This window comes from Bradyrhizobium sp. UNPF46 (assembly GCF_006658625.1).
In the GTDB taxonomy this organism is placed as follows: domain Bacteria; phylum Pseudomonadota; class Alphaproteobacteria; order Rhizobiales; family Xanthobacteraceae; genus Bradyrhizobium; species Bradyrhizobium nitroreducens.
Window position 1 is genome coordinate 83,956 of the sequence record NZ_LFJB01000003.1, and the last position, 20,521, is coordinate 104,476.

14 protein-coding genes are annotated in these 20,521 nt (G+C 66.1%); 3 read left to right on the plus strand and 11 right to left on the minus strand.

From position 1 onward, the window contains the following. Positions 1 to 26: 26 nt before the first annotated feature. Together UNPF46_RS01760 and soxC are read right to left on the minus strand one after the other, a co-directional pair. A complete protein-coding gene (locus UNPF46_RS01760; RefSeq protein ID WP_100180658.1) occupies positions 27 to 575 on the minus strand; it encodes a c-type cytochrome in 549 nt (182 codons plus the stop codon). Continuing rightward, positions 562 to 1,833, minus strand: coding sequence for a sulfite dehydrogenase (soxC, locus tag UNPF46_RS01765; RefSeq protein WP_142248826.1), 1,272 nt, complete (start codon positions 1,831 to 1,833; stop codon positions 562 to 564). Before soxC ends, UNPF46_RS01760 begins: the two co-directional genes overlap by 14 nt. Positions 1,834 to 2,050: 217 nt before the next feature. Between soxC and UNPF46_RS01770 the strand changes: the two genes are divergently transcribed. After that, entirely contained in the window at positions 2,051 to 2,548 is a 498-nt protein-coding gene (locus UNPF46_RS01770; protein ID WP_142248827.1) for a GNAT family N-acetyltransferase, read from the plus strand. 123 nt (positions 2,549 to 2,671) lie between these two features. On the opposite strand, the gene UNPF46_RS01775 is transcribed toward UNPF46_RS01770, so the two are convergent. From UNPF46_RS01775 to UNPF46_RS01790, 4 genes are all read right to left on the minus strand, one after another. After that, complete coding sequence (locus UNPF46_RS01775; RefSeq protein WP_142248828.1) at positions 2,672 to 2,914, minus strand: hypothetical protein; 243 nt, start codon at positions 2,912 to 2,914, stop codon at positions 2,672 to 2,674. A 44-nt stretch (positions 2,915 to 2,958) separates the two neighbouring features. Then, the gene (locus tag UNPF46_RS01780; RefSeq protein ID WP_174719247.1) at positions 2,959 to 4,077 is read right to left on the minus strand and encodes a DUF2336 domain-containing protein; all 1,119 of its coding nucleotides are present in this window, start codon (positions 4,075 to 4,077) and stop codon (positions 2,959 to 2,961) included. A gap of 315 nt (positions 4,078 to 4,392) precedes the next feature. Further along, complete coding sequence (locus UNPF46_RS01785) at positions 4,393 to 8,007, minus strand: AsmA family protein (protein ID WP_142248829.1); 3,615 nt, start codon at positions 8,005 to 8,007, stop codon at positions 4,393 to 4,395. 143 nt (positions 8,008 to 8,150) lie between these two features. Further along, the gene (locus tag UNPF46_RS01790) at positions 8,151 to 9,383 is read right to left on the minus strand and encodes a cytochrome P450 (protein WP_142248830.1); all 1,233 of its coding nucleotides are present in this window, start codon (positions 9,381 to 9,383) and stop codon (positions 8,151 to 8,153) included. A gap of 133 nt (positions 9,384 to 9,516) precedes the next feature. On the opposite strand from UNPF46_RS01790, the gene UNPF46_RS01795 reads away from it, so the two are divergent. After that, positions 9,517 to 10,128, plus strand: coding sequence for a TetR/AcrR family transcriptional regulator (locus UNPF46_RS01795; RefSeq protein WP_142248831.1), 612 nt, complete (start codon positions 9,517 to 9,519; stop codon positions 10,126 to 10,128). Positions 10,129 to 10,202: 74 nt separating this feature from the next. Here UNPF46_RS01795 and UNPF46_RS01800 read toward each other — a convergent pair whose 3' ends face one another. The 4 genes from UNPF46_RS01800 to UNPF46_RS01815 all read right to left on the minus strand — a co-directional run bounded on the left by UNPF46_RS01800 (position 10,203) and on the right by UNPF46_RS01815 (position 17,820). Beyond that, a complete protein-coding gene (locus UNPF46_RS01800; RefSeq protein WP_142248832.1) occupies positions 10,203 to 11,051 on the minus strand; it encodes a hypothetical protein in 849 nt (282 codons plus the stop codon). A gap of 110 nt (positions 11,052 to 11,161) precedes the next feature. Then, positions 11,162 to 13,744 (minus strand): EAL domain-containing protein, encoded by a 2,583-nt coding sequence (locus UNPF46_RS01805; RefSeq protein WP_142248833.1) that lies wholly within the window; start codon positions 13,742 to 13,744, stop codon positions 11,162 to 11,164. A 153-nt stretch (positions 13,745 to 13,897) separates the two neighbouring features. Continuing rightward, complete coding sequence (locus UNPF46_RS01810) at positions 13,898 to 15,205, minus strand: MFS transporter (RefSeq protein ID WP_142248834.1); 1,308 nt, start codon at positions 15,203 to 15,205, stop codon at positions 13,898 to 13,900. Positions 15,206 to 15,429: 224 nt separating this feature from the next. Continuing rightward, complete coding sequence (locus tag UNPF46_RS01815) at positions 15,430 to 17,820, minus strand: bifunctional diguanylate cyclase/phosphodiesterase (protein ID WP_245448505.1); 2,391 nt, start codon at positions 17,818 to 17,820, stop codon at positions 15,430 to 15,432. Positions 17,821 to 18,146: 326 nt separating this feature from the next. Here UNPF46_RS01815 and UNPF46_RS01820 point away from each other — a divergent pair, with 326 nt between their 5' ends. Continuing rightward, positions 18,147 to 19,313, plus strand: coding sequence for an ABC transporter substrate-binding protein (locus UNPF46_RS01820; RefSeq protein WP_142248835.1), 1,167 nt, complete (start codon positions 18,147 to 18,149; stop codon positions 19,311 to 19,313). Positions 19,314 to 19,537: 224 nt separating this feature from the next. Here UNPF46_RS01820 and UNPF46_RS01825 read toward each other — a convergent pair whose 3' ends face one another. After that, positions 19,538 to 20,515 (minus strand): NAD(P)-dependent oxidoreductase, encoded by a 978-nt coding sequence (locus UNPF46_RS01825; RefSeq protein WP_142248836.1) that lies wholly within the window; start codon positions 20,513 to 20,515, stop codon positions 19,538 to 19,540. Positions 20,516 to 20,521 lie beyond the last annotated feature (6 nt).

Below are 20,521 nucleotides of genomic sequence, written 5' to 3' on the forward strand. Positions count from 1 at the left end.
TCAATATCGGAAGCTTCATCGCCCGCTCACTTCCTGCGGAACAGCTTGGCGGGATCGAATTCCGGTTGTGGAACGAAACCGTCGCGATTGGGCATCCTGATCTTCGGCAGACTTTCCTTGTCCACCTTGCCGTCGGCTGGAACGATGCCGTTGAGGCTCAGGATGTAGGCGGTGACGGCATAGGTCTCGTCGGTGCTGAGCGAGCCCGGGGTCGGATAGGGCATTGCGCGATGGATGTAGTCGAACAAGGTCGTCGCATAGGGCCAGAAGCTGCCGACGGTCTTGACGGGCATGTTCGAGGCAAGCGTGCCCTGTCCGCCGGCCAGACGATCCTTGATGCCGCCCTGGCCGTTGTCGCCATGACAGGCCGCGCAATTGTCAGCGAATATCTGCCTGCCCTGCACTGCCGTGCCGCTGCCGTCGGGCAGGCCCTTGCCATCCGGGCCGACGTCGATGTCCCACAATTTGATCTCGGCAGGCGTTGCCGGACGGCCGAAGTCGAACGCCAACGCGGGTGCGGCGAGCAGGCCGAATGTGAGGATGCCGGCGAGAAACATCTTGTCATGCGAGGACATTGCGGACCCTCCCGGCCTCGTCGATGCTCCAGGTCTGCTGGGCATTGTAGTGAAACAGGGCATTGGTCCCCATCGCGGCGATGAAGGTCTGCCGGTCCGGCTGGACGTTGCCCTGCCCGTCGGTCGAGCGGCTGACAATCCTGGTCGGCTTGCCGTCCCAGTCCCAATCCATCTGGAAACGCACCTGCGCCTTGGACAATACCGGCTGAGCCAATTGCGCCTGCTTCCACGTCCGGGTGCCGTCGGTCGAGATCTCGACCTTGGCGATCTTGCCATGGCCGCTCCAGGCGAGACCCGAGATGCGGTTGTAGCCCGGCTGAATCTGCATCATGCCGGACGGCTGCGTGATCACCGAATTGGTCTCCATCCTCAGTTGGAATTGCCGTGCCTTGCCGTTCGCCAGCAACTGCGTGTAGCGCGCGGTCTCCCAGCGCGTCATCCACGGCGCGTTGCCGAATTTGAGGCGGCGCAGCCATTTGATGTTGAGGTTGCCCTCGAAGCCAGGCATCACCAGCCGCATCGGAAAGCCGTGCGCGGGTCGCAGCGGCTCGCCGTTCTGTCCATAGGCGACGAAAGCCTCGTTCACGATTTCGTCGGTGAGCGGGATGCTGCGGTCGACGCCTGCACCGTCTCCACCCTCCGCCAGCATCCAGGTCGATCCCTTGTCCTTGGCGACGAGGTCGATCAGGAATTTCAGGGGCACGCCGGTCCACTCGTTGGTGCTGACGAGGCCATGCGTGTTCTGCACCGTCAGGTCCGGATCGGCCTTCTTCCAGTTTTCCCATCCATTGCCGGTGCATTCGATGAACACGATTCGAGTGACCGAGGGCATCCGCTTCAGGTCTTCGACGCTGAACACCAGTGGCTTCCGCACCATGCCGTGAACGAGCAGCCGATGCTGCGCGGGATCGATGTCGGGCACGCCGGAATGGCTGCGCTCGTAATGCAGATCGGTCGGCGTGATATTGCCGACCAGCTTCTGGTGCGGCGTCTTGGAGTTGATGGCATCGCTCGGATCGATGTTGCGCTTGCCCGGTGTAGCCTCGGGAATGCGGTCGAGCCTGGCGAAACGGGAGCGCTCGCTGTGCGCGCTGAGATCGGCGCCTGGCGCGCGATCAGGGACGTCGGCCAGTGTCTCTGCCCGGGCAACCTCGCTCGCAGCGACCCCCAGGAGGCCCGCCGACAAGCCACCCACGAAGCCGCGGCGAGAAACGTCCGCGGATCGTGGCAGCCTTTCACTCGATGTCTTGGACGTCATGATATCTCCCCGTCGGTCGTCGTGCCTTTTCGAAATTCGACCACTTTCATGGGGTGACATTGACCGAACGCTGCGAAGATTGCCTGTTAGGTTGTGTTAGAAGCCATGAGGGACCGGTCCTCTCGTTCGCGCGATGGCCCAATTGGGGAATATCTGGCGCCCGATGACGGCGCCGCACGCGAGGTCGCAACCAACGTTGAAGCCGCCGTCTGATTCCATGGACCACTTCGTCACAGACCGACTGACCGCCGGGAGGCTGAATGAAAGTCACCTCGCCGACCTCGTCGCGCTCCACCAGGATCCCGAAGTGTCGCGTTATCTCGGCGGCGTGCGTTCGGCGGAGACGACGAAGGCTTACCTCGACGTCAACATGGCGCATTGGGACCGGCACGGGTTCGGCCTCTGGACACTGCGAACGCGCGAGGGGGCGTTCGCGGGACGGGCGGGCATCCGCCATATCCTGGTCGACGACGTGGACGAGATCGAGATTTTCTACGCGTTCAAACGCGAATTCTGGGGTCGGGGATTTGCGAGCGAAACCGCGACCGCGTTGACGAAGATCGGGCTGTCACGGCTCATGCTGCCGTCCCTGATCGGCCTCGTCTATGTCGAGAACGGCGCGTCTCGCCGCGTGCTGGAGAAGTTGAACTACCTTCTCGAGAAGAGCACGAAGCGTAATGGCATTGATGGTGTGATGTACCGCATCCGGCAGTGAAAGAAGGAGCGGCGTGGCACACTCGCAGCTCTCAGTGTGAGCGAAGCGTAGCATGCCCACGGCTTGCGATGAGCGGGATCAATGGTGGGCACGGCGCAAGTGCGCCTTCCCCCTACAAAGCCCTTACCGGAAATATCCCAGCACGAGATCGACGTCCGCGCTGCCGGCCACCGTGCCGGTGAGCTCGGCGTCGATGACGCGGCGGCAGGCTTCGATCGCGGCGTGGTCGCCGAGATCGTTGGCGGCTTCGAGCACGAGCCAGGCCGCGTCCACCGAGGCCTTGTCCGGCGCGCCGCCGCCGAGATCGGCGGTGACGGCGCTGTTGAGGTTCTTCTTGCGAACGGCAGTGCCGAATTGAGGCAACATTGCAGATACTCCCCTGTCCTTAGTGCAGGTCCTTGGTGCAGGTGTCAGTGAACCTGGAGCTCGGGCTGACGGCCCGCATCGGCGCCCGTGCCGGTCTTGCGCGACTGGTAGAACTTCAAGATGCTGCGCGAGGTCTCGATCTTGAGCCGGCCGAACTCACGCTCGTTGTCCTGGAGGTCGCGCGCCGTGATCAGGTGATCCTTGGCGCCGAGGAACAGCAGCGACATCGTCGTATCCCAGGAGAAGTCGAGCGCCTTGCACAGGACGAGGATCATCTCGCGGTTGCGGTCCATCAGCGCGCGCTCGATCACGTCGACCGGCAGCGACGACAACAGCGACAGGCCGATCTGTACCTCGTCGAAGCGGTGCTGCCGCGCATAATTCGAGATGGAATCCTGATTCAGGTTGCCCTGCCGGTACTGCGTCGTCACCACGCGCTTGGCGACGAAATAGCTGCGCGAGGACGGACCGAACTTGGACTGAAGATCGCCGGTGAGCTCGGTCACCGAGCTCTGGATCTGCGCCATCATCTCGGGCCGCTCGGACTCGAGGCGGCGGCGGACGTCCTCCGAGGCTTTCGAGATGAGCTGCTGGAAGATGTGCCGCGGCACGTCCTTGCGCAGGCCAAGCTGCTCGGCGAGGATCGAATCGCCCTCGGCGCGGCGAACCATGTGCAGAAGGCCCGAGCCGGAGAAGCGCGCGCCCTCGTTCTTGGCGACCGAGGTCACGACCTCCTGGTTGCCCCGCTTGACCAGCACGTCGGTCACGGCTTCGCCGATCGACTTGCGCTGGGAGATCGCGAGCAGGTGCGACTGCCCCTTGGTCATGGCGCTCTCGACCAGCATCTTCTCGTCGATGCGGTTGGAGTCGCGCAGCACGGGACCGGCGACCTCGATCTCGTCGTCGAGGGCGAGCTTTTCGATGACGTTGAACGGCGCATGATCGCACGCTGACATCACCTCCGACAGCTGCACCCGCGCGGCGACCTCGATTTCGTCGGCGAGCCGTCCGATGACGTCGCCGAACATGCTGATCTCGTCGTCGCTGTAGCGGCCGGTGATCAGAATGTCGGTCGCATGCCACAACGCCCTCGCCCGGCTTTCGTCGCTGCCGCGCGCGATCGCGTCGTCCAGATCCTGTAGAAGCGATTTCGCCCCGTTCATCTCGATCACCCCAGTTCTTGGCGAGCTATTTGGCGAGCCGTCCTGCCGCTCGTGGCGGGACAGCGGATTCCTCTGGGAACTGAAGCTAGAGATCAAACGCGAGAATTCGGTAAAATCGGCAAATCAGTTTTGCCGGGCAGAATTCATTCAAATGCGAGGGAATGGGTTAGGGGCTGCGAAAGGTGCGCCGAACAGGCTTGTAAGCACCGATGCCTCTCCGGCGTCATGGCCGGGCGTGTCCCGGCCATCCACGACTTGCCGCACGGTGATAAGAACGTGGATGCCCGGGACAAGCCCGGGCATGACGGGGGCGCCTCACGGATTCTGTGGCGTCAGCACCAGCGGCGGCTTCGGCTTGGGTTTTGCGGGCGGCGGGCCCGGGGCCGGCTTCACGTCGATGGCCGGGGGCAGCGGTGCGAGCTGCTGGCTGGCGAGCGGCGGGCTCGGTGCGGCGGGCGCGGCCTGCGGGGCCTTCGGCGTCGGTGCGGCTTTCGGCTTCGACGGCATGCGGCGCGGATCCTGGCCCGGCAGCGGCACGTTGGCGGGAGCCTGCTCGGGCGCGGCCTCCGGAGACACCAGCGTCGGCAGCGCCGCGGTCGCCGGCGGCGGTTCGCCGCGCTCGATCGCGTCCAGCCGGCGCGTCTCGCGGTCGATCGTGCGCACCGCGAGCCACGACGACAGCGGCGCAAGGTCGATGGTGCGATTGAGCTTGTCGGGTGGCCCCGCCGCGAACAGCTGGATCTCCGGCGGGGCGCCGGAGAGGCCGGTCATGATCGGCGTCAGGCTGGCGCGGATGTCGGCCTGGTCGGCGGGAATGTCGTAGCCGCCGGAGACGATGGCGCGGGCGTTCTTCGCTTCCAGCGGCGTCGCGCCGACGCGCAGACGGCCGTCGCGGATCGTGAACGGGATCTGCGCCGAGGCCACCGCGATCGGTGCGGCGGCAAGCGCGGGCTCGACCAGCTGGCGCAAGCGGTTGTCGTCGCTGACCTGGCCGCCATCGCTGGCGCGGATCGCGATCTCGAAGGCGCGCGGATTGAGGCCGCTGATTTCCGCGGAGTCCAGCGTCACCGTGCCGTTGCCGGCGAGCGCGCCGGTGAGCGCTGCGACACTGCGGCCCTGGCTGGTCAGCGCCATCTGCACCGAGGCCCGGCCCTTGGGCAGCGCGAGATCGCGGTAGCGCAGCGTCGCCGCATCGACGTTGCTGAGCTCGATGCGGGTACTCAACGCCAGCCCATTGGCGCCGTTGCGCGCATCGAGGCTCGCGGACATCTCGCCGCCGCCGAGGCCGCCCTTCAGCGCATCGAGCGCGAGCGACTGGCCGTCGCTGCGGATCGTGCCGCCAAAGGGGCGCAGCTCGAGGCCGCCGGGCAACGTCCCGCGCAACGCCTGGAACGCGACCCGGCCGCGCCAGCCGGTGATGAGCCCTGCACTCAACGGCTCGCCCGTATCATGCCCGGCTGCGCCGATCGCCATCGCGAGCGCCGGCGCAAGATCGAGCGTATCGAGACCGACTTCGCCGTCGACGCTTCTATCCTGATCGAGCGTCACAGCGAGATGACCGCGCAGGTGCGAGCCGGCCGCATTGCCGTCGAGATCATCGAAGGTCAGGCGGTTGCCGGAGAGGCCGACGCGGGAGGACAGACTGACGTTCTGCGCCGATTTGTCGGTCAGGCTGGTGCCGAGCAGCGGCGCCAGATTGACGTTGCGCACGCGCAAGTTCACGCTGGCTTTCGGCTCCGACAATTCGACGCTGCCTTGCGCGTCGGCATCGAGGCCGCCGCCGCTGAGCTTTGCATTCAATTGCAGCGGCCGCCGCCAGGCCCCGGTCAGCTTGCCCTCGACTTGCGAAGCGCCCTCGCCTGCGGCCACCAAGCGATCGAGCCCGAGCAGCGCCAGCAGGGCGCCGGCCTGCGGCGTCGAGACTTTCGAATCCAGCGTGAAGTCGCTGCTCCGCAGGCGATCGAGGTCGATGCCGCCAATGGCGGCGGCCGGCGTCTGCGCGGCCAGCGTCGCGGTCGCCTTGAGCTGCGGCGCGTCGAGATCGAGCACGGCGCGGGCATTGCTGCGATCGGCATGCTCGGCATTCCTGTCGAGGCTGAGGTCGAGCTTGAGGCGCGTGGCGCCGGGCAGCGACGGCAAGGCATCGAACCGCGCGCGCACCGCGGGCGCAAACGGCTCGAGCAGCGCCGTGAGCTCGCGCAGCGAATTGGCGGAGGATTTCAGCGCGAGCTTTCCGGTGACCTTGGCGCGGTCGAAGCTGCCGCTCGCCTCGGTGGTGACGCCGCCGGCCTGGCCGAAGCGCAGCTGCTCCAGCGACAGCGCTGCGGGGCTGTAGGCAAGCCTGGCCGCGAACGGCCGCAGTTCCTGTCCGGCAGAGATGGCGCGGCCGACGTCGAGCGAGAATTTCGCCTCTTCCGGCCATTCGCCTTGCGGGCCGGCGAGCGCGCGCACGAAGCTTGCGGCGGCGTCGAGATCGAGCCGGTCGGCCTTCAGGTCGGCGTCGATCCGCGAGCCCTTGCTCGCGCCGGTCTGCACGAAGGCGATGCGGCCCTCGACAGTGCCGCCTTCGATGTCGGCCTTCAGCCTGTCGACGGCCAGATGATTGGCTGCGATCGTGACGTCGCCGGCGAGGCGCAGCGGCCGCGTGCTGCGGCGGTTGATCTCGCTGCGGCCCTGGAGCCAGGCCACCAGCGTATCGGGGTCCGACGATTCCACACTGAGACGGCCGCTGAAACTGTCGGCGCCCGGCGTCGCGCCGTTGAGCGAGAGCTGCGTCATGCCGGGGGCGCGCAGCTCCAGCCGCTGAAAGGTCCAGGACCTGCCGTCGGTGTGAAGCTCGGCCGTGATGTTCTGCAGCGGACGGCCGCCGAGCATGATCTGGTCGGAGTTGAACTCGATCTGCGCCGGGATCGGCGCCTGCGGAATGGCGGCGAGTCCCGCCCGCAGCGCCGGCAGGATACGGAGCGGCTCGGCGTCGTCCTTGGCCGTCAGCCTGTCGGCATCGACCTGGCGCGCCGACAGCACCGCGCGCAGCAGCGGCGAGGCACCGAACCTGATATCGCCGACGCCGCCAAGCTTCAGCGCGGTGTCTTCGGTGCCGAAGCTCGCGTCGATCTGCTCGAACTTGGCACCGGCGGGATCGGCCTTGAGCTTGGTCGTGAGCTTCCAGGGCGTCGGCCCCGTCTCGCCGGCCTTCCTCACCGCAGGCACGGCCAGCGTCAGCGCGCCGTCGAATTTCGGCAGGCGATTGTCGAAGGCGAGCACGCCTTCGAGATCGGCGAGGATGGCGCGCTCGCCGGGATCGATGTTGAGGTGAAGGCGGGTGGCGTTGCCGTCGGCGCTCGGGCCGGACGAGACGCGGAACGGATAGCGCACCCCGTTGGCGGTGAAGCCGCCGTCGCCGCGCACCGAGCCCGCGAGCGAGCGGACGTCACCGGAGAAGGTGATGTCGTTCAGCTCCAGCGTCGAGCGGCTGGCGGCATCGTGCAGGGCGATGCGGCCGGTGAGGTTCAGCCGCTCGATGGCGAGCGAGGCCAGATTGAAGGTGCCGCTCGCGGTGGAGGGCAGATCGACCCGCCCGCGCGCATCGAGGCCGAGATCCACCGCCATGCCGCCCACCGAAAGCTCGGTGGCGCGCCATTCGCCGCGCATCAGGGAGGAGAGGCTGAACTCGACGTCGAGCTTGTCGGCGCGCAGGCGGCCGAGATCGTTGTTGCCGCCGAAGGTGACCTGGCGCAGCCGCAGCGTCGGCGCCGGCAGCAGCCGCGCGTCGAGCTCACCCGCGACCCGCACCGGTACGCCGATGATCTTGCCAGCCTCCGCCTCGAACTGGGGCCTGAACTGGTTCCAGTCGACGTAGTAAGGCCCGATCAGCGCGGCCAGCAGCGCAATGATGAAGGCAATCGCCAATCCGAGCAGCGTCGTCTGCACGGGTCTCCCCTCGGCCAAACCGGCACCCGGACCAAACCCTGGCCTTCGTGGACTTCAGGCGTGCCGGAACAGCCCCTTATATAGGGGGAAGTGTGGCGAAGTCACAGCGACTGTTGCGCGCGGAGGTTAACGGGTGGGGCGCCTCACCAGCTCGCCGGCAGCCGCTTGAGGCCGCGCAGCACGAAGGTCGGCCGCCATTCCGGGTTTTCGACGTCTTCGATGCGCAAATCGGGCAGCCGCCGCAGCAGCGTTGCAATGGCGATCTCGGCCTCGATGCGCGCCAATTGGGCACCCAGGCAGAAATGGATGCCGCCGCCGAACGACAGCGGCTTCACATTCTGGCGCGTGACGTCGAGCCGGTCGGGGCGATCGGGATAGACCGCCGGATCGCGGTTGGCCGAGCCGAGCAGGCACAGCACGGTCTCGCCCCTGGGGATCCTCTTTCCGCCGAGATCCTCGATATCCTCCAGCGCGACGCGTCCGGTCATCTGCACCGAGGAATCGTAGCGCAGGAATTCCTCGATGGCGCCTTCCATCAGCTCGGGACGCGCCTTGAGCAGCGCAAGCTGGTCGGGATTGCGGTGAAGTGCGAGCAGGCCGTTGCCGATCAAATTGACGGTGGTCTCGTGGCCGGCGCCGAACAGCAGGATGATGTTGGCGGTCAGCTCCTCATTGGTGAGCTTGTTGCCATCCTCCTCGGCCTGCACGAGTTGGGTGGTGAGATCGTCCCCGGGATTCTTGCGGCGCAGCTCGAACAGCTGCTGGAAATACATCTGCGCCATCAGGTTTCCCTCGTTGCCCTTCTTGATCTCCTCCGGCGTGAGGGGCACGGGGTCGAGCAGCCGGCCGCCGTCACGCGAGCTCTTGTAGAACACCTCGCGATGGTCCTCGGGGATGCCGAGCATCTCGCAGATGATGGTGACGGGCAGGCGGAAGGCGAAATCCTCGATCAGGTCCATGTGGCCGCGGTCGATCACGGCATCGATGGCCTGGTCGACGATCTGCTGGATGCGCGGCCGCATGTCCTCGACCCGGCGCGCGGTGAAGGCCTTCACGACGAGGCCGCGCAGGCGGGTGTGGTCGGGCGGATCGGCCTGCAGCATCCAGTGGCTCATGCTGCGGAACACCGGCTCGTCCATGATCTTGTCGCTGTAGCGGCGCTTGGAGCGGTCGACGAAATCCTTGCCGAAGCGCTTGTCACGCATCACCAGGCTGACGTCGGCATGGCGGCTGGCGACGAACTGGCCGAACGGCGTCACATGGATCGGGTCGACCGTGCGCAGCCGGTCGTAATGCGGATAGGGATCGCGGATGAAATCCGGCGACAACGGGTTGAACAGCGGTGCGCCGCCGGCGCCTTGCACGTGCTCGTTCATGGTGACCTCGAATCGGTTGCCGCATGACCCGAATACGACGAGCACAGCCCCAACGGCCCGGCGTAACCATCCCTGGAATTCTTAAACTCGATACATTGTTGTATCGAGTTGCATTCTGCCCTACCCTGCTCCGATGTCAAGGGTGAGAACCAGGCCGACCAGGGACGATACGCGCGACAAATTGTTCGAGGCGGCCGCGCGCGTGTTCGAGGAGGACGGCATCGGCGGCGCCAGCATCGAGGCGATCGCCGCGGCCGCCGGCTTCACCCGCGGCGCGTTCTATTCGAACTTCAAGAGCAAGGACGAGTTGATCATCGCCATGCTCGAGGACCATGTCGAGCAATCGATCCGGCGCAACATGGACATCCTCGCCCAGCACGACAATCTCGACGACTTCATCGCGGCGTTGAAGACGATGGACCGCAGCAAGCAGGATCCGCTCGGCCGCTCGCCGCTGCTGCACATGGAGATGATCCTGTTCGTCGCGCGCGCCGAGAAGCGCCGGCCCGACCTTGCGAAACGCCTGCGCGCGCGGCGCAAGCTGATCGCCGACATCGTCGAGGCGACGTTGAAGAGCAACGGCAGGAACAGCAATCTCAACCCGTCGTGGATGGCATCGGTGGTGCTGGCGCTGGAAGACGGTTTTCGGCTGCACCGGCTGATCGATCCGGAGACGACGCCGGCCGACAGCTTCTTGCGCGCGATCTCGGATCTGCGGCGGAGGACGGGGCTGGCGTCGGGGTGAGGATAGGGCAACCGCTTCGACCAGACGTTCGAGCGGCGAGGCCCGGGACCCCGTCTGCCGGATCCGGCCGTATGCTACTTGCGCCGCCACAACTCGATTAGGGCCGCCAGCTTGCGGTCGAGCGCATCGTCAGCTTCTGAAAGGCCTGCGTCGTACCCAAGCCAATACTTACCCACCAGCGCGTGGTGCCTGCAGGACTTTTCGTCCTCGAGCCGGCAAACGACAAGTCGCGTAAGCTGTCCGTCGGGGTTGAGGCGGGCGAGGTAATGTTGGATTCGCGTAGGCCCGCCAGGTTGCGCCGTGTAGCTCAAACTAAAAGATTGGTACCCGCTGCGATCTGGACCGGGACTCATTTCGATCCGATGCTTGCGCCAATTCTCCAAATCGAAATCAGCAATGCTTTCCCCGTCTGGCAACACACTGAGCTGCCGAATGAAGGTGCAATCATTCTCGGCCCGCCCCTTGAGACTGGGCAGACAGAGTGCGGCAGAGAAACCATTCTCGTTTGAGATTTCTCTGACGGACGCTCCTGGTCCCGCTGGAACGTATTGCCAAGGCACGAAGAAGACTTCCGAACCGACGTGCCGTTCGAAGTATTCCGGTCCGGGCTTCACAAACGAGCGAGCCACCTGTGTGCCAGCAACGGCCGCGCCCCAAGTCACAAGAACCAAAAGGGACGCGGTGGCACGGAATTTCAGGGCAAGTGCGATCGACGATGCCACAGCGGCAAGAGCACCAGCAACGAGAACCAGATTAGAGGCTCTAGCGTCAAACGCATTCAGCGTAGCCCCCGGATGCGTTGGAAAATAAAATCTACTGATTCCCGCGCCCACGCTGATAGACAGGCATATCGGGATCGACACCGCAAAGAAGACCCAGCCGAGAACAACGAACGTCTTGGCGCGATTCCGAAGGAATTCCACGATCCAACCAAAAATTGCAAGGACTGCAGCTGCAATCCTAGCATTACCGGCCGGCGGATAGCTACTGTCGGTGCGGCCGTCTGGCGCGCTAACGAAGGTTTGAAAGCGCCCTACGCCGACCGCCTCACCGCATCCCCGCCCGCCGCCACCTCCAGCCGTCCCAGCATCGCCCTCGCCTGCTCGGCGCAGTGCTCGATCAGCCAGCGCTCGAAGGCGACGGGAGCAAGCGCGGGGGCGTAGAGGAAACCCTGCACGACGTCGCAGCCGAGCTCGGCCAGCGTCCTGCGCTGGCCCTCGGTCTCGACGCCTTCGGCGACGACCGTCATGCCGAGGCCCTGGCCGACGCGCACCACGGCGGTGGCGATGGCAAGTGCGCCAGCGTCACGCTCGATGTCGCGCATGAAGCTGCGGTCGATCTTGAGCTCGCGGATCGGCAGATGCGCGAGGCGGCTGAGGCTGGAATAGCCGGTGCCGAAATCATCCACGGAGAGGCCGACGCCGAGCTCGCGGATCGCATTCATCGTCTCGAGCGCGGCGACGCTGTCCTGCATGAACGCGCCTTCGGTGATCTCCAGCATCAAGGCGTCCGCCGGCAGATCGTATTCGGAAAGGATGTCCTTGAGCCGCGCCGCCAGCGTGACGCTGCGGAAATTGATCGGCGACAGGTTCACCGACACGCAGGGAATGTTGAGCCCGGCGCGGCGCCAGTTCGCCATCTGCCGGCAGGCCTCGCGCACCGACCACAGGCCGATCTGCTCGATCAGACCGCATTCCTCGGCAAGCGGGATGAACTTTGCCGGAGAGACGTCGCCGAGCACGGCATCATGCCAGCGGGCCAGTGCCTCGACGCCGTGGATCGCGCCGTCGCTGCTGCGGATCTGCGGCTGGTAGCTGAGGCTCAGCGCGCCTTCCGCGATGGCGCGGCGGAGCGCTGCGATCAGCGCCAGACGCTGCTCGGTGAGCCCGTTCATCTCGGCGCTGAAGATGCGATGGGTCGAACGTCCCGCCTGCTTGGCCATGTACATGGCGGCGTCGGCCTGCTGCATCAACGTGTCGATGTCGGTCGCATGATCAGGATAGAGGCTGATGCCGATGCTGGCCGACATCTGCATCAGCTTCGAGCCGAGCCGCAAGGGCGCGGCCAGCGCTTCGGTGATCCCGGCCGCGACGCGCTCGGCGCTCTCGGCATTGCGTTGCGGCAGCAGAATAACGAATTCGTCGCCGCCGAGGCGTCCCAGCATGTCCTCTGGGCCGATCTGCTCGCGCAGGCGCTGGGCGAGCTGGATCAAGAGCTCGTCGCCGGCGGCATGACCGAGCGTATCGTTGACGTCCTTGAAATGATCGACGTCGAGGAAGGCCAGCGCGACGTGGCTGCCGGTCGGGCAGGCATCGATCGCCGTGGTGATCAGGTTGCGCAGCTGCGCGCGGTTCGGCAGCCCGGTCAGGATGTCGTGATAGGCGAGCCGCGCGATCTCGGCGCGCGCTTCCTTGCGCTCGATCGCGAAGGCGCCGAGGTTGACGCAGGCGTCGACGATGCGCCGGTGCCAATTGCTCGGCGCGCGGGGCTCCCGGTAGTAGAAGGCGAAGGTCGCAATGACCCGGCCGTCCTTGGCCTTGACCGGGGTCGACCAGCAGGCGCGCAGGCCGATCGCGAGCGGCATCGCCTTGTAGGGCTGCCAGCGCGGATCGGTCTCGAGGTCCGTCGCCAGCACCGGCTCGCCGTAGAAGGCAGCGGTGCCGCAGGAGCCGACATTGGGGCCGATCGCAACACCGTCCAGCGCGCGGGAATAATCCTCGGGCAGAGAGGGCCCGCCGAGCGGGTGGATCAGGCCGGCAGCGTCGACGTGGAGCAGCGAACAGACCACATCGGGCGCGATCTCCTCGACGCGGCGGCAGAGCCTGTCGGCGATGTCGGTAATCGGCACTTCGTCCGCGAGCGAGCCCATGATGAGCTGCTGCAGCGAGCGCAGCTGCTTGGTCTCGGTGATGTCCTCGAGCAGCGCGAAGATGTGCTTGACCCGGCCCTTCTTGTCGCGGAACGCGTCGATCCGCGCGCAGACCCAGATCTCCTCGCCGTCCTTGTCGTAGGCGAGCAATTCGACCTCGCAGCGGCGGCCGCCACGCATCAGGTGCTGGACCAGCTTGGCGACCGCCTTACGGTCGGTGTGGCAGCCGGCGATCAGCTCACCTGCACGGCGGCCCTCGGCCTCGGTGCTGGTGTAGCCGAACAGCGTCGTGAAGGCCGAGTTGACGTAGACGATGTTCTGGTCGGTGTCCGCGATGATCACGGCCCGGTTGGTCTGGTCGGAGACGGCATGAAGAAGCCCGATTCTAACGCGGCGCTCGGCTTCGCCGGTGACGTCGCGCGCGAATACGAGGCGGTAGGTCGCGCCCTCGCGCACGATGGACGACAGCGATATGGCCGCGCGGACCCGGCTGCCGTCGCGCCGTACGAGGCTGATCTCATCGCGAAACTCCGCGGCCCGATCGGCCTGAAGGCATTTGAGGGTGAGAATGCCGACGTCGGCGCCGAGCACGTCGGCGCGGGCGAGCTTCCAGATCCGCTCGGCCGCGGCATTGAAGTGGACGATACGGCCATCCTCACCGGCGATGACGACACCGTCGTCCGCCTGATCGAGCGCAGCCAACAGGACTTCCGGCATTTCGATCGCATGGCAATCGCGAGCGGACATCATTCGACCCAGGAACATCTCAAAGATATGACAATGTCACGAGCCTAGCGCTGCGGTGGTGTCCAAGAAGTTGGCGCACTCCGGTAGCGGCCTACCAAGATGCGGGATGCTTAAGATTGCGCGAAGAAGTGCCACGGCATTTGGCAGGAAGTTCTACGGGCTTGCTCCGCCGGCTCCCGCCTCGAGCTTGGGCAGTCGGCCGGCGACGGCCCGCACCTTCCCCGGCGATGCCCGCCAGATCGCGAGCGCCGACAATCCGCTCACGACCATCGCGATGCCGAAGGCGAGTGTGTAGTCGCCGGCGCGATCATAGAGCAGGCCGGTCACCCACGGTCCGGCCGCACCGCCCGCCAGCGCCGCCAGCATGATCGTGCCGAAGATGCTGCCCTGGTGCTTGCCCTGGAAGATCTCGAACACCACCGCGCCCATGATCGAGGTGAGGCCGTAGCCGAGCGCTCCTTGCGCGAACACCATGGCGTAGACGAGCCAGAGCGAGGGTTGATACTTCAAGGCGATCAGCGCGGCGAAGCAGATGACGAAGCCCGCGCAACTGATCGCCCAGACCCACTCCCGTCCGATGCGGTCGGAGACATGGCCCAGCACGATCTGGCCGGGAATGCCGAGCAGGCTGACGATGCCGAGCGCCCACACCGCGACGGACGAGCTGAAGCCGATGTCGAGCAGGAATTTCGTCTGATGCACCTGCACCGCGTACCAGATGTACAGGCCGGAGAAATAGCCGACCGCGATCCACCAGAAGCGTGCGGTCGCGACGGCGCGTTTCAGCGTCCAGTCGGTATTGACCCAATCGGGATCGACGACGTTGGAGACCGGCTGCGCGCCGCCCGCAGCCGGAGCGGCATCGCCGTCCGGTTCGAGGCCGATGTCCTGCGGGCGCTTGTGCAGCAGCAAATTAACCGGCGCCAGCACGACGAGGATGAGCAGGCCCATCGCGGTGCAGGCGGTGCGCCAGCCGGTCTGTTCGATCATGTGCTGCACCCATGGCAGCAGAGTCACCGAGCCGATGCCGACGCCCGCGAAGGCGATGCCGATGGCGAAGCCGCGCTTGCGGATGAACCAGTTCGGCAGGAACAGCGACTGGCCGGAATAGCCGAGACACACCGAGCCGGCGCCGACCATGACGCCGATGGTGACGTAGAGATGCCAGGGCGCGCTGGTGAGCGGCGCGAGCAGCAACCCGCCGCCCATCAGCACCACACCGAGCTCCATCACCGCGCGCGGACCGGCGCGGTCCATCAGGCGGCCGATCAGCGGGCTGACCACCCCCGACACCACGAAGCCGAAGGAGAACGCACCGGCGGTGACGCCGCGCTCCCAGCCGAATTCGGAGATGATGGGCGGAAAGAACAGCGAGAAGGCGGTGCGCGCGTTGACGCCGATCGCCATGGTGACGAAGGTCACGGCGACCACGACCCAGCCGTAGAAGAACGGAAGCCGCATGATGTGATTGTTTCACCCCTAGATGGTTCTACCGACCATCCGGGGCCATCCGGGTCAAGCGATTTTCGCGCGTGACCGCTGACCGAGATGCAGACGCTTCCACAGCGTCATGGCCGGGCCTGTCCCGGCCATCCACGTCTCGCTACTTGGCACCAAGAACGTGGATGCCCGGGACAAGCCCGGGCATGACGACCTCTTATTCCGGGTGCGCGAAGGCGATGCGCTCAGGCGGCGTCGCGCCGCGACCGTTTGACGGGAGCGTCGAACAGGATCCGCTCGATCGGCTGCGGGCGGCCGAACAGATAGCCTTGGGCGAAATTGACGCCGAGCGCCTTCAGCCGCTCGTATTCCTCGCGGGTCTCGACGCCCTCGGCGGTGACCGACATGTCGAGCCCGCGCGCCAGGGTCACGATCGAGGAGATGATGGCGGAGCTGCGCGGCTGATGCGTGAGGTTGCTGATGAAGGACTTGTCGATCTTGATCTTGTCGAACGGGAAGGTCGTCAGATAGCTCAGCGACGAATAGCCGGTGCCGAAATCGTCGAGCGCGAGCTCGATGCCGAGCTGCTTCAGGCGCTGCATGAAGGCGAGATTTTCGACGCCGCGCTCCAGCAGCACGGATTCCGTGATCTCGATCTCGAGCCGCTGCGGCGACAGTCCGGAATCGGTGAGCGCCGCGCAGATTACCTCGAACAGCTCGGCTTCCTTGAACTGGATCGGCGACAGGTTGACTGCGACGGCGAGGTCCGAGGGCCAGCCGGCTGCATCCGCGCAGGCGCGCCGCAACACGAATTCGCCGAGCGGCACGATCAGCCCGGTCTCCTCCGCGAGCGAAATGAACTGGTCCGGCGGGATCAGGCCGCGCGTCGGATGGCGCCAGCGCACCAGGGCCTCGAAGCCGCGCCGCGCACCGCTGAGCGCGTCGATGAACGGCTGGTAATGCACCTCCAGCTGGCACTGCGCGATGGCATCGCGCAGATCCCCCTCCAGGGTGTTGCGGGCCTCCAGCTCGGCCGACATCGCCTCGTCGTAGATGGTGAAGCAGTTGCGGCCCGCCGATTTCGAGCGATAGAGCGCAAGGTCCGCCTTCTTCAGGAGCTGCTCCTGATCGCTGCCGTGATCCGGCGCGATGGCGATGCCGATGCTGGTGCCGATCTCGACGCGGTGACCGGGCAGGTGGAACGGTTCGGTCAGGAGCTTGGCGATCCGCGCCGCGAGCTCGGTCGAGCAGGCACGCTGATCCTCGCCAGCTTCCTGGATGATGGCGAACTCGTCGCCGCCGAGCCGCGCCAGTACGTCGCTCGCGCGCACCGAGGATTTCAGCCGCTGCGCCACCTGGCGCAGCAGCGCATCGCCGGCGCCGTGGCCGAGCGAGTCGTTGACGTTCTTGAAGCGGTCGAGGTCGAGCATCAGGATCGAGAACGGCAGGCCCCGCACGCCGAGCTGGCTGTTCATCTCGTCGAGCCGGGTGAGGAAGTAGGCGCGGTTCGGCAGTCCCGTCAGGGTGTCGGTCTGGGCGAGCTCGAGCACCCGCCGGTTGGCCAGCGACAGCCGCCGCGAGTTCCGGCTGGCCAGCATGAGATAGGTCGAGAGCGACAGCGTCAGCAGCATGCCGACGACCAGGACCGCGCCGGCGCGATCGTAAGTCGTCTCCAGCGGACCGCCGGCGGTCGGCACCGCACGCACCTGCCAATCGGTATCGCCGATCTTGAGGCTGCCCGACCAGTGCAGCGCCCGCGCGACATCCCGCATCGACCGCGGCGCCGTGGCCGACGACGAATAATCCGGCAGCATCTGCTCCAGGCTGACGATCTGCGCCGTGAAGGGCGGATAGACGTTCATGCTGACCGCCGGGCTTGCACCGGTGGTCACGCGAATGCCCTGGATCAGCAGGGGCAGGTCGAAGACGCCGACCACGAAGCCGGCGAGATTGCGGCGCCGGTCCGCAACCGTCTCACGCGAGGTACCCTTGGCGTAGACGGGAATGGCAACGAGAACGTCGGGCAGCCGGCCGCCCTCCTTCGGCTCGAACAGGCGGGTGCGAAGGGCCGCAATCCTGTCGTTGTCGCGGGCGCGCTCCAGCACCGCGCGGCGCTCCGGAACGGTGGCATAGTCCATGCCGTAGACCGTCGAGGTCTTCGGCTGGGTCGAGTAGAACACCGGGAAATACTCATCGCTCTGCGGCGCGGTCGCGAAGCCCTCACCCTGCAGCGATTTGATGCGATAGCCGGAGACGCCGTCGGAGATCGCCGCGGCCTCGTATTCGGCGCGCTCCTTGCGGTTGACGCGGGGCAGCCAGGCAATGCGCAGCATGCCGGGATGGCGCTCGAACAGGCGGGCGCTGAAGGTCTCGAATTCGCTGCGGGTGACCTCGTCGTTGGTCGATTCGAACAGCGTGCGCAGCGCGACCAGCCGGGAGATGTATTCGCCCATGCCGTTCTGCATGACGATCGCTTCGGTCTCGGCCGCGTTCTCGAACTCGATCCTGTTGACGCGATCCTCCCACCGCGCCACGGCGGCCGCGCCCGCAACCGAGAACAGAAGACCGACGGCGATAGCGACGAGCGCAGGGCGATAGAGTCCGAGCAGCGGCGCGACACGCCACCATCCGGTCATGCGTCTCCGATCCTGATCGTTCCGATCGCGATCGCCCATCTTGAAGCCGCCGTCCCCTATCCGCGACGAACCGAACCTCTGGTTGAGGTACCGGCGCGGCTATCGGAACAAGGCCGCGGTTAAGAACTGCACAATTTCGGAACCCGGCGGCTCCGCATTGCTCGGCTTAGTTAACGATTGCCCTGCGAATTACCGGAGTCTGGAGATAAGTTGCCGGTTTTCCCCGAAGTCTTACGGAGCCTCCCCACGGCACGGAGTTAGCCTCCTGTTCAGCCTCGCAGACCTATCGTTCCTGCAACGGCATCGAGCATCCGGCAATCATTCTCATGACACGATCGCGATCCGCGACCTATCTCGCCTTGACCATCGCATTGCTGGCCACAGCGATGCTCCCGGCGAAAGGCGACGAGGCCGGCGTCACCGAGGATGCGATCCTGTTCGGCCAGGCCGCCGCGCTGGAAGGCCCCTCCTCCGCGCTCGGACAGCGAATGCGGCAAGGCATCGTCGCGGCATTCACCGAGATCAATGCCAAAGGCGGCGTCCACGGCCGCAAGCTTCAGCTCATCAGCCGTGACGACGGCTATGATCCCGACCGCTCGGTGTCGCAGACGCTGCATCTGATCGAGGACGACAAGGTGTTTGCGCTGATCGGCGCCGTGGGCACGCCGACCGCGATGGCGACAATTCCGATCACCAGCGCCAGGAACGTTCCCTTCATCGGTCCGTTCAGCGGCGCTGAATTTCTGCGCGACCTCGAGCTCGCGAACGTCGTCAACATCCGCGCGAGCTATGGCGCGGAGGCCGAAGCGTGGATCAAGCACCTCACCGAGGATCGCCACTTCACCCGCATCGCCATCTTCTACCAGGACGATTCCTTCGGCCGCGACGGTCTGGTCGGCGTCAAGCGCGCGCTCGCCAAGCGCGGCCTGGAGCTCGCCGCCGAAGGCACGTTCGAGCGCAACACCCGCGCGGTCACGGCCGCCTGGCGGACGATCAAGCGCGCCGAACCCGAGGCCATCGTGATGGTCGGGACCTACGGGCCCTGCGCCGAGTTCATCAAGCTGGCGCACCGCAGCGGCTTCTATCCGACCTTCGTCAACGTCTCCTTCGTCGGCGCCAATGCGCTTGCCAAGGAGCTCGGCCCCGAGGGTGAAGGCGTCATCGTCTCCCAGGTCGTGCCGTTTCCATGGGATCGCTCGCTCAGGCTCGTCGCCGACTACCAGGCGGCGCAGAAGGCGTTCGACCCGACGCTGACGCCGGACTTCGTGTCGCTGGAAGGCTATCTCTCCGGCCGGCTCACGGCCGCGGCGCTGGAGATGGCCGGGCCGAAACCGACCCGCGCGGGCCTGCTCCGCGCCATCAACGATGTCGGGCGCTTCGACATCAGCGGCAGCATCGTCACCGTCGGCATGCGCATGATCGATACGCCCCCGAAAGTGTTTTTGACGGTGATCCAGAAGGACGGAACGTTCAAGGCGGTGGACCGGCTGTAGTGTCTGTTCCGATGAAACTCCACCAGCGCCCCGACGGAAGTGCGTTCCCTCCCCCCTTGTGGGGGAGGGCTAGGGAGAGGGGTGGCCCAGGAAAAGGTGCTTGTTGCTAGCGATGCACCGGTCAGTGCGTGACGGAGAGAATCCCCGTGTGGCACCCCCTCCCTGCCCCTCCCCCACAAGGGGGGAGGGAACGGAGAGAGCGGTGCTGTCGGCTGGGATCGGCTTTAGGGCCGCCGCGTCCAGCGGTCGGCGTTGACGGCGCCCGGCGGAACCTCGCCTTTGACGATGGCCTCGACCTGACGCACGGTCTCCAGCGACTGATATTCGATCGCCTGCGGCGTCAGGCCGCCGACATGCGGCGTGGCGATCACGTTCGGCAGCTTCGCCAGCTCGGGCGTCGGCATCTGGTCGGGCGCGCGGCCGACGTCCATCGCGGCGCCGGCGATGCGATGCTCCAGCAGCGCACGCGCCAGCGCGGCCTCGTCGACGAGATTGCCGCGCGAGAGATTGATGAAGAACGCGTGCTTCTGCATGCGCGCCAGGGCCGCCTCGCCGATCAGGTTCTCGGTCTGCTCGTTGGCGATGGCGAGGCAGACGACGTAATCGGACGCAGCGAGCAGCTCGTCCAGGCCGACGTGCCTGATCGCGCTGTCGCCGACATCGGCGAAGGGATCGGCAACCAGCACCTCCATGCGCAGCACCTTCGCGATCTCGGCGAGATAGCGCCCGATACTGCCATAGCCGATGATGCCGATCCTGCTGCCGGCGAGTTGGCGCCCCATCCGCGCCTCCGGCTTGCGGCCGGCCTGGTAGTCCGCCGTGGTCCGCGAGACGCCGCGGGAGAGATCGACCATGAAGCCGAGTGCGAGCTCGGCGACCGCCTGAACGAAGCCCGGCCCGGCGCGGGTCACGAGCACGCCCGCCTTCGAGGCCTGCTCGACATTGACGTTGCGGATGTCGACGGCACAGCGGACGAAGGCCCGCAAGCGCGGCAGTTGCGCAAAGATCTCGCCGCGCCCTTCGGTCATGCGATCGGCGACGATGATGTCGGCATCATCGGCGGCGCGGACGAGGCCGGCGGCATCGAGCGGATCGTCACCCTCGTGCAGGATCACCTCGGCGGCCGCGCGCAGGCCGTTCAGGCTGCGATCGCCGTAGTAATTGCGCCGCATCTCCGGCGTGTGCGCGAGCAGGACCTTCACGACAAA

Coding starts and splice junctions, on each gene's coding strand:
- UNPF46_RS01795 (WP_142248831.1), top strand. CDS start 9,517: ATGTCAAGGGTGAGAACCAGGCCGACCAGGGACGATACGCGCGACAAA.
- UNPF46_RS01815 (WP_245448505.1), bottom strand. CDS start 17,820: ATGACCGGATGGTGGCGTGTCGCGCCGCTGCTCGGACTCTATCGCCCT.
- soxC (WP_142248826.1), bottom strand. CDS start 1,833: ATGACGTCCAAGACATCGAGTGAAAGGCTGCCACGATCCGCGGACGTT.
- UNPF46_RS01760 (WP_100180658.1), bottom strand. CDS start 575: ATGTCCTCGCATGACAAGATGTTTCTCGCCGGCATCCTCACATTCGGC.
- UNPF46_RS01775 (WP_142248828.1), bottom strand. CDS start 2,914: ATGTTGCCTCAATTCGGCACTGCCGTTCGCAAGAAGAACCTCAACAGC.
- UNPF46_RS01805 (WP_142248833.1), bottom strand. CDS start 13,744: ATGTCCGCTCGCGATTGCCATGCGATCGAAATGCCGGAAGTCCTGTTG.
- UNPF46_RS01820 (WP_142248835.1), top strand. CDS start 18,147: ATGACACGATCGCGATCCGCGACCTATCTCGCCTTGACCATCGCATTG.
- UNPF46_RS01790 (WP_142248830.1), bottom strand. CDS start 9,383: ATGAACGAGCACGTGCAAGGCGCCGGCGGCGCACCGCTGTTCAACCCG.
- UNPF46_RS01770 (WP_142248827.1), top strand. CDS start 2,051: ATGGACCACTTCGTCACAGACCGACTGACCGCCGGGAGGCTGAATGAA.
- UNPF46_RS01780 (WP_174719247.1), bottom strand. CDS start 4,077: ATGAACGGGGCGAAATCGCTTCTACAGGATCTGGACGACGCGATCGCG.
- UNPF46_RS01810 (WP_142248834.1), bottom strand. CDS start 15,205: ATGCGGCTTCCGTTCTTCTACGGCTGGGTCGTGGTCGCCGTGACCTTC.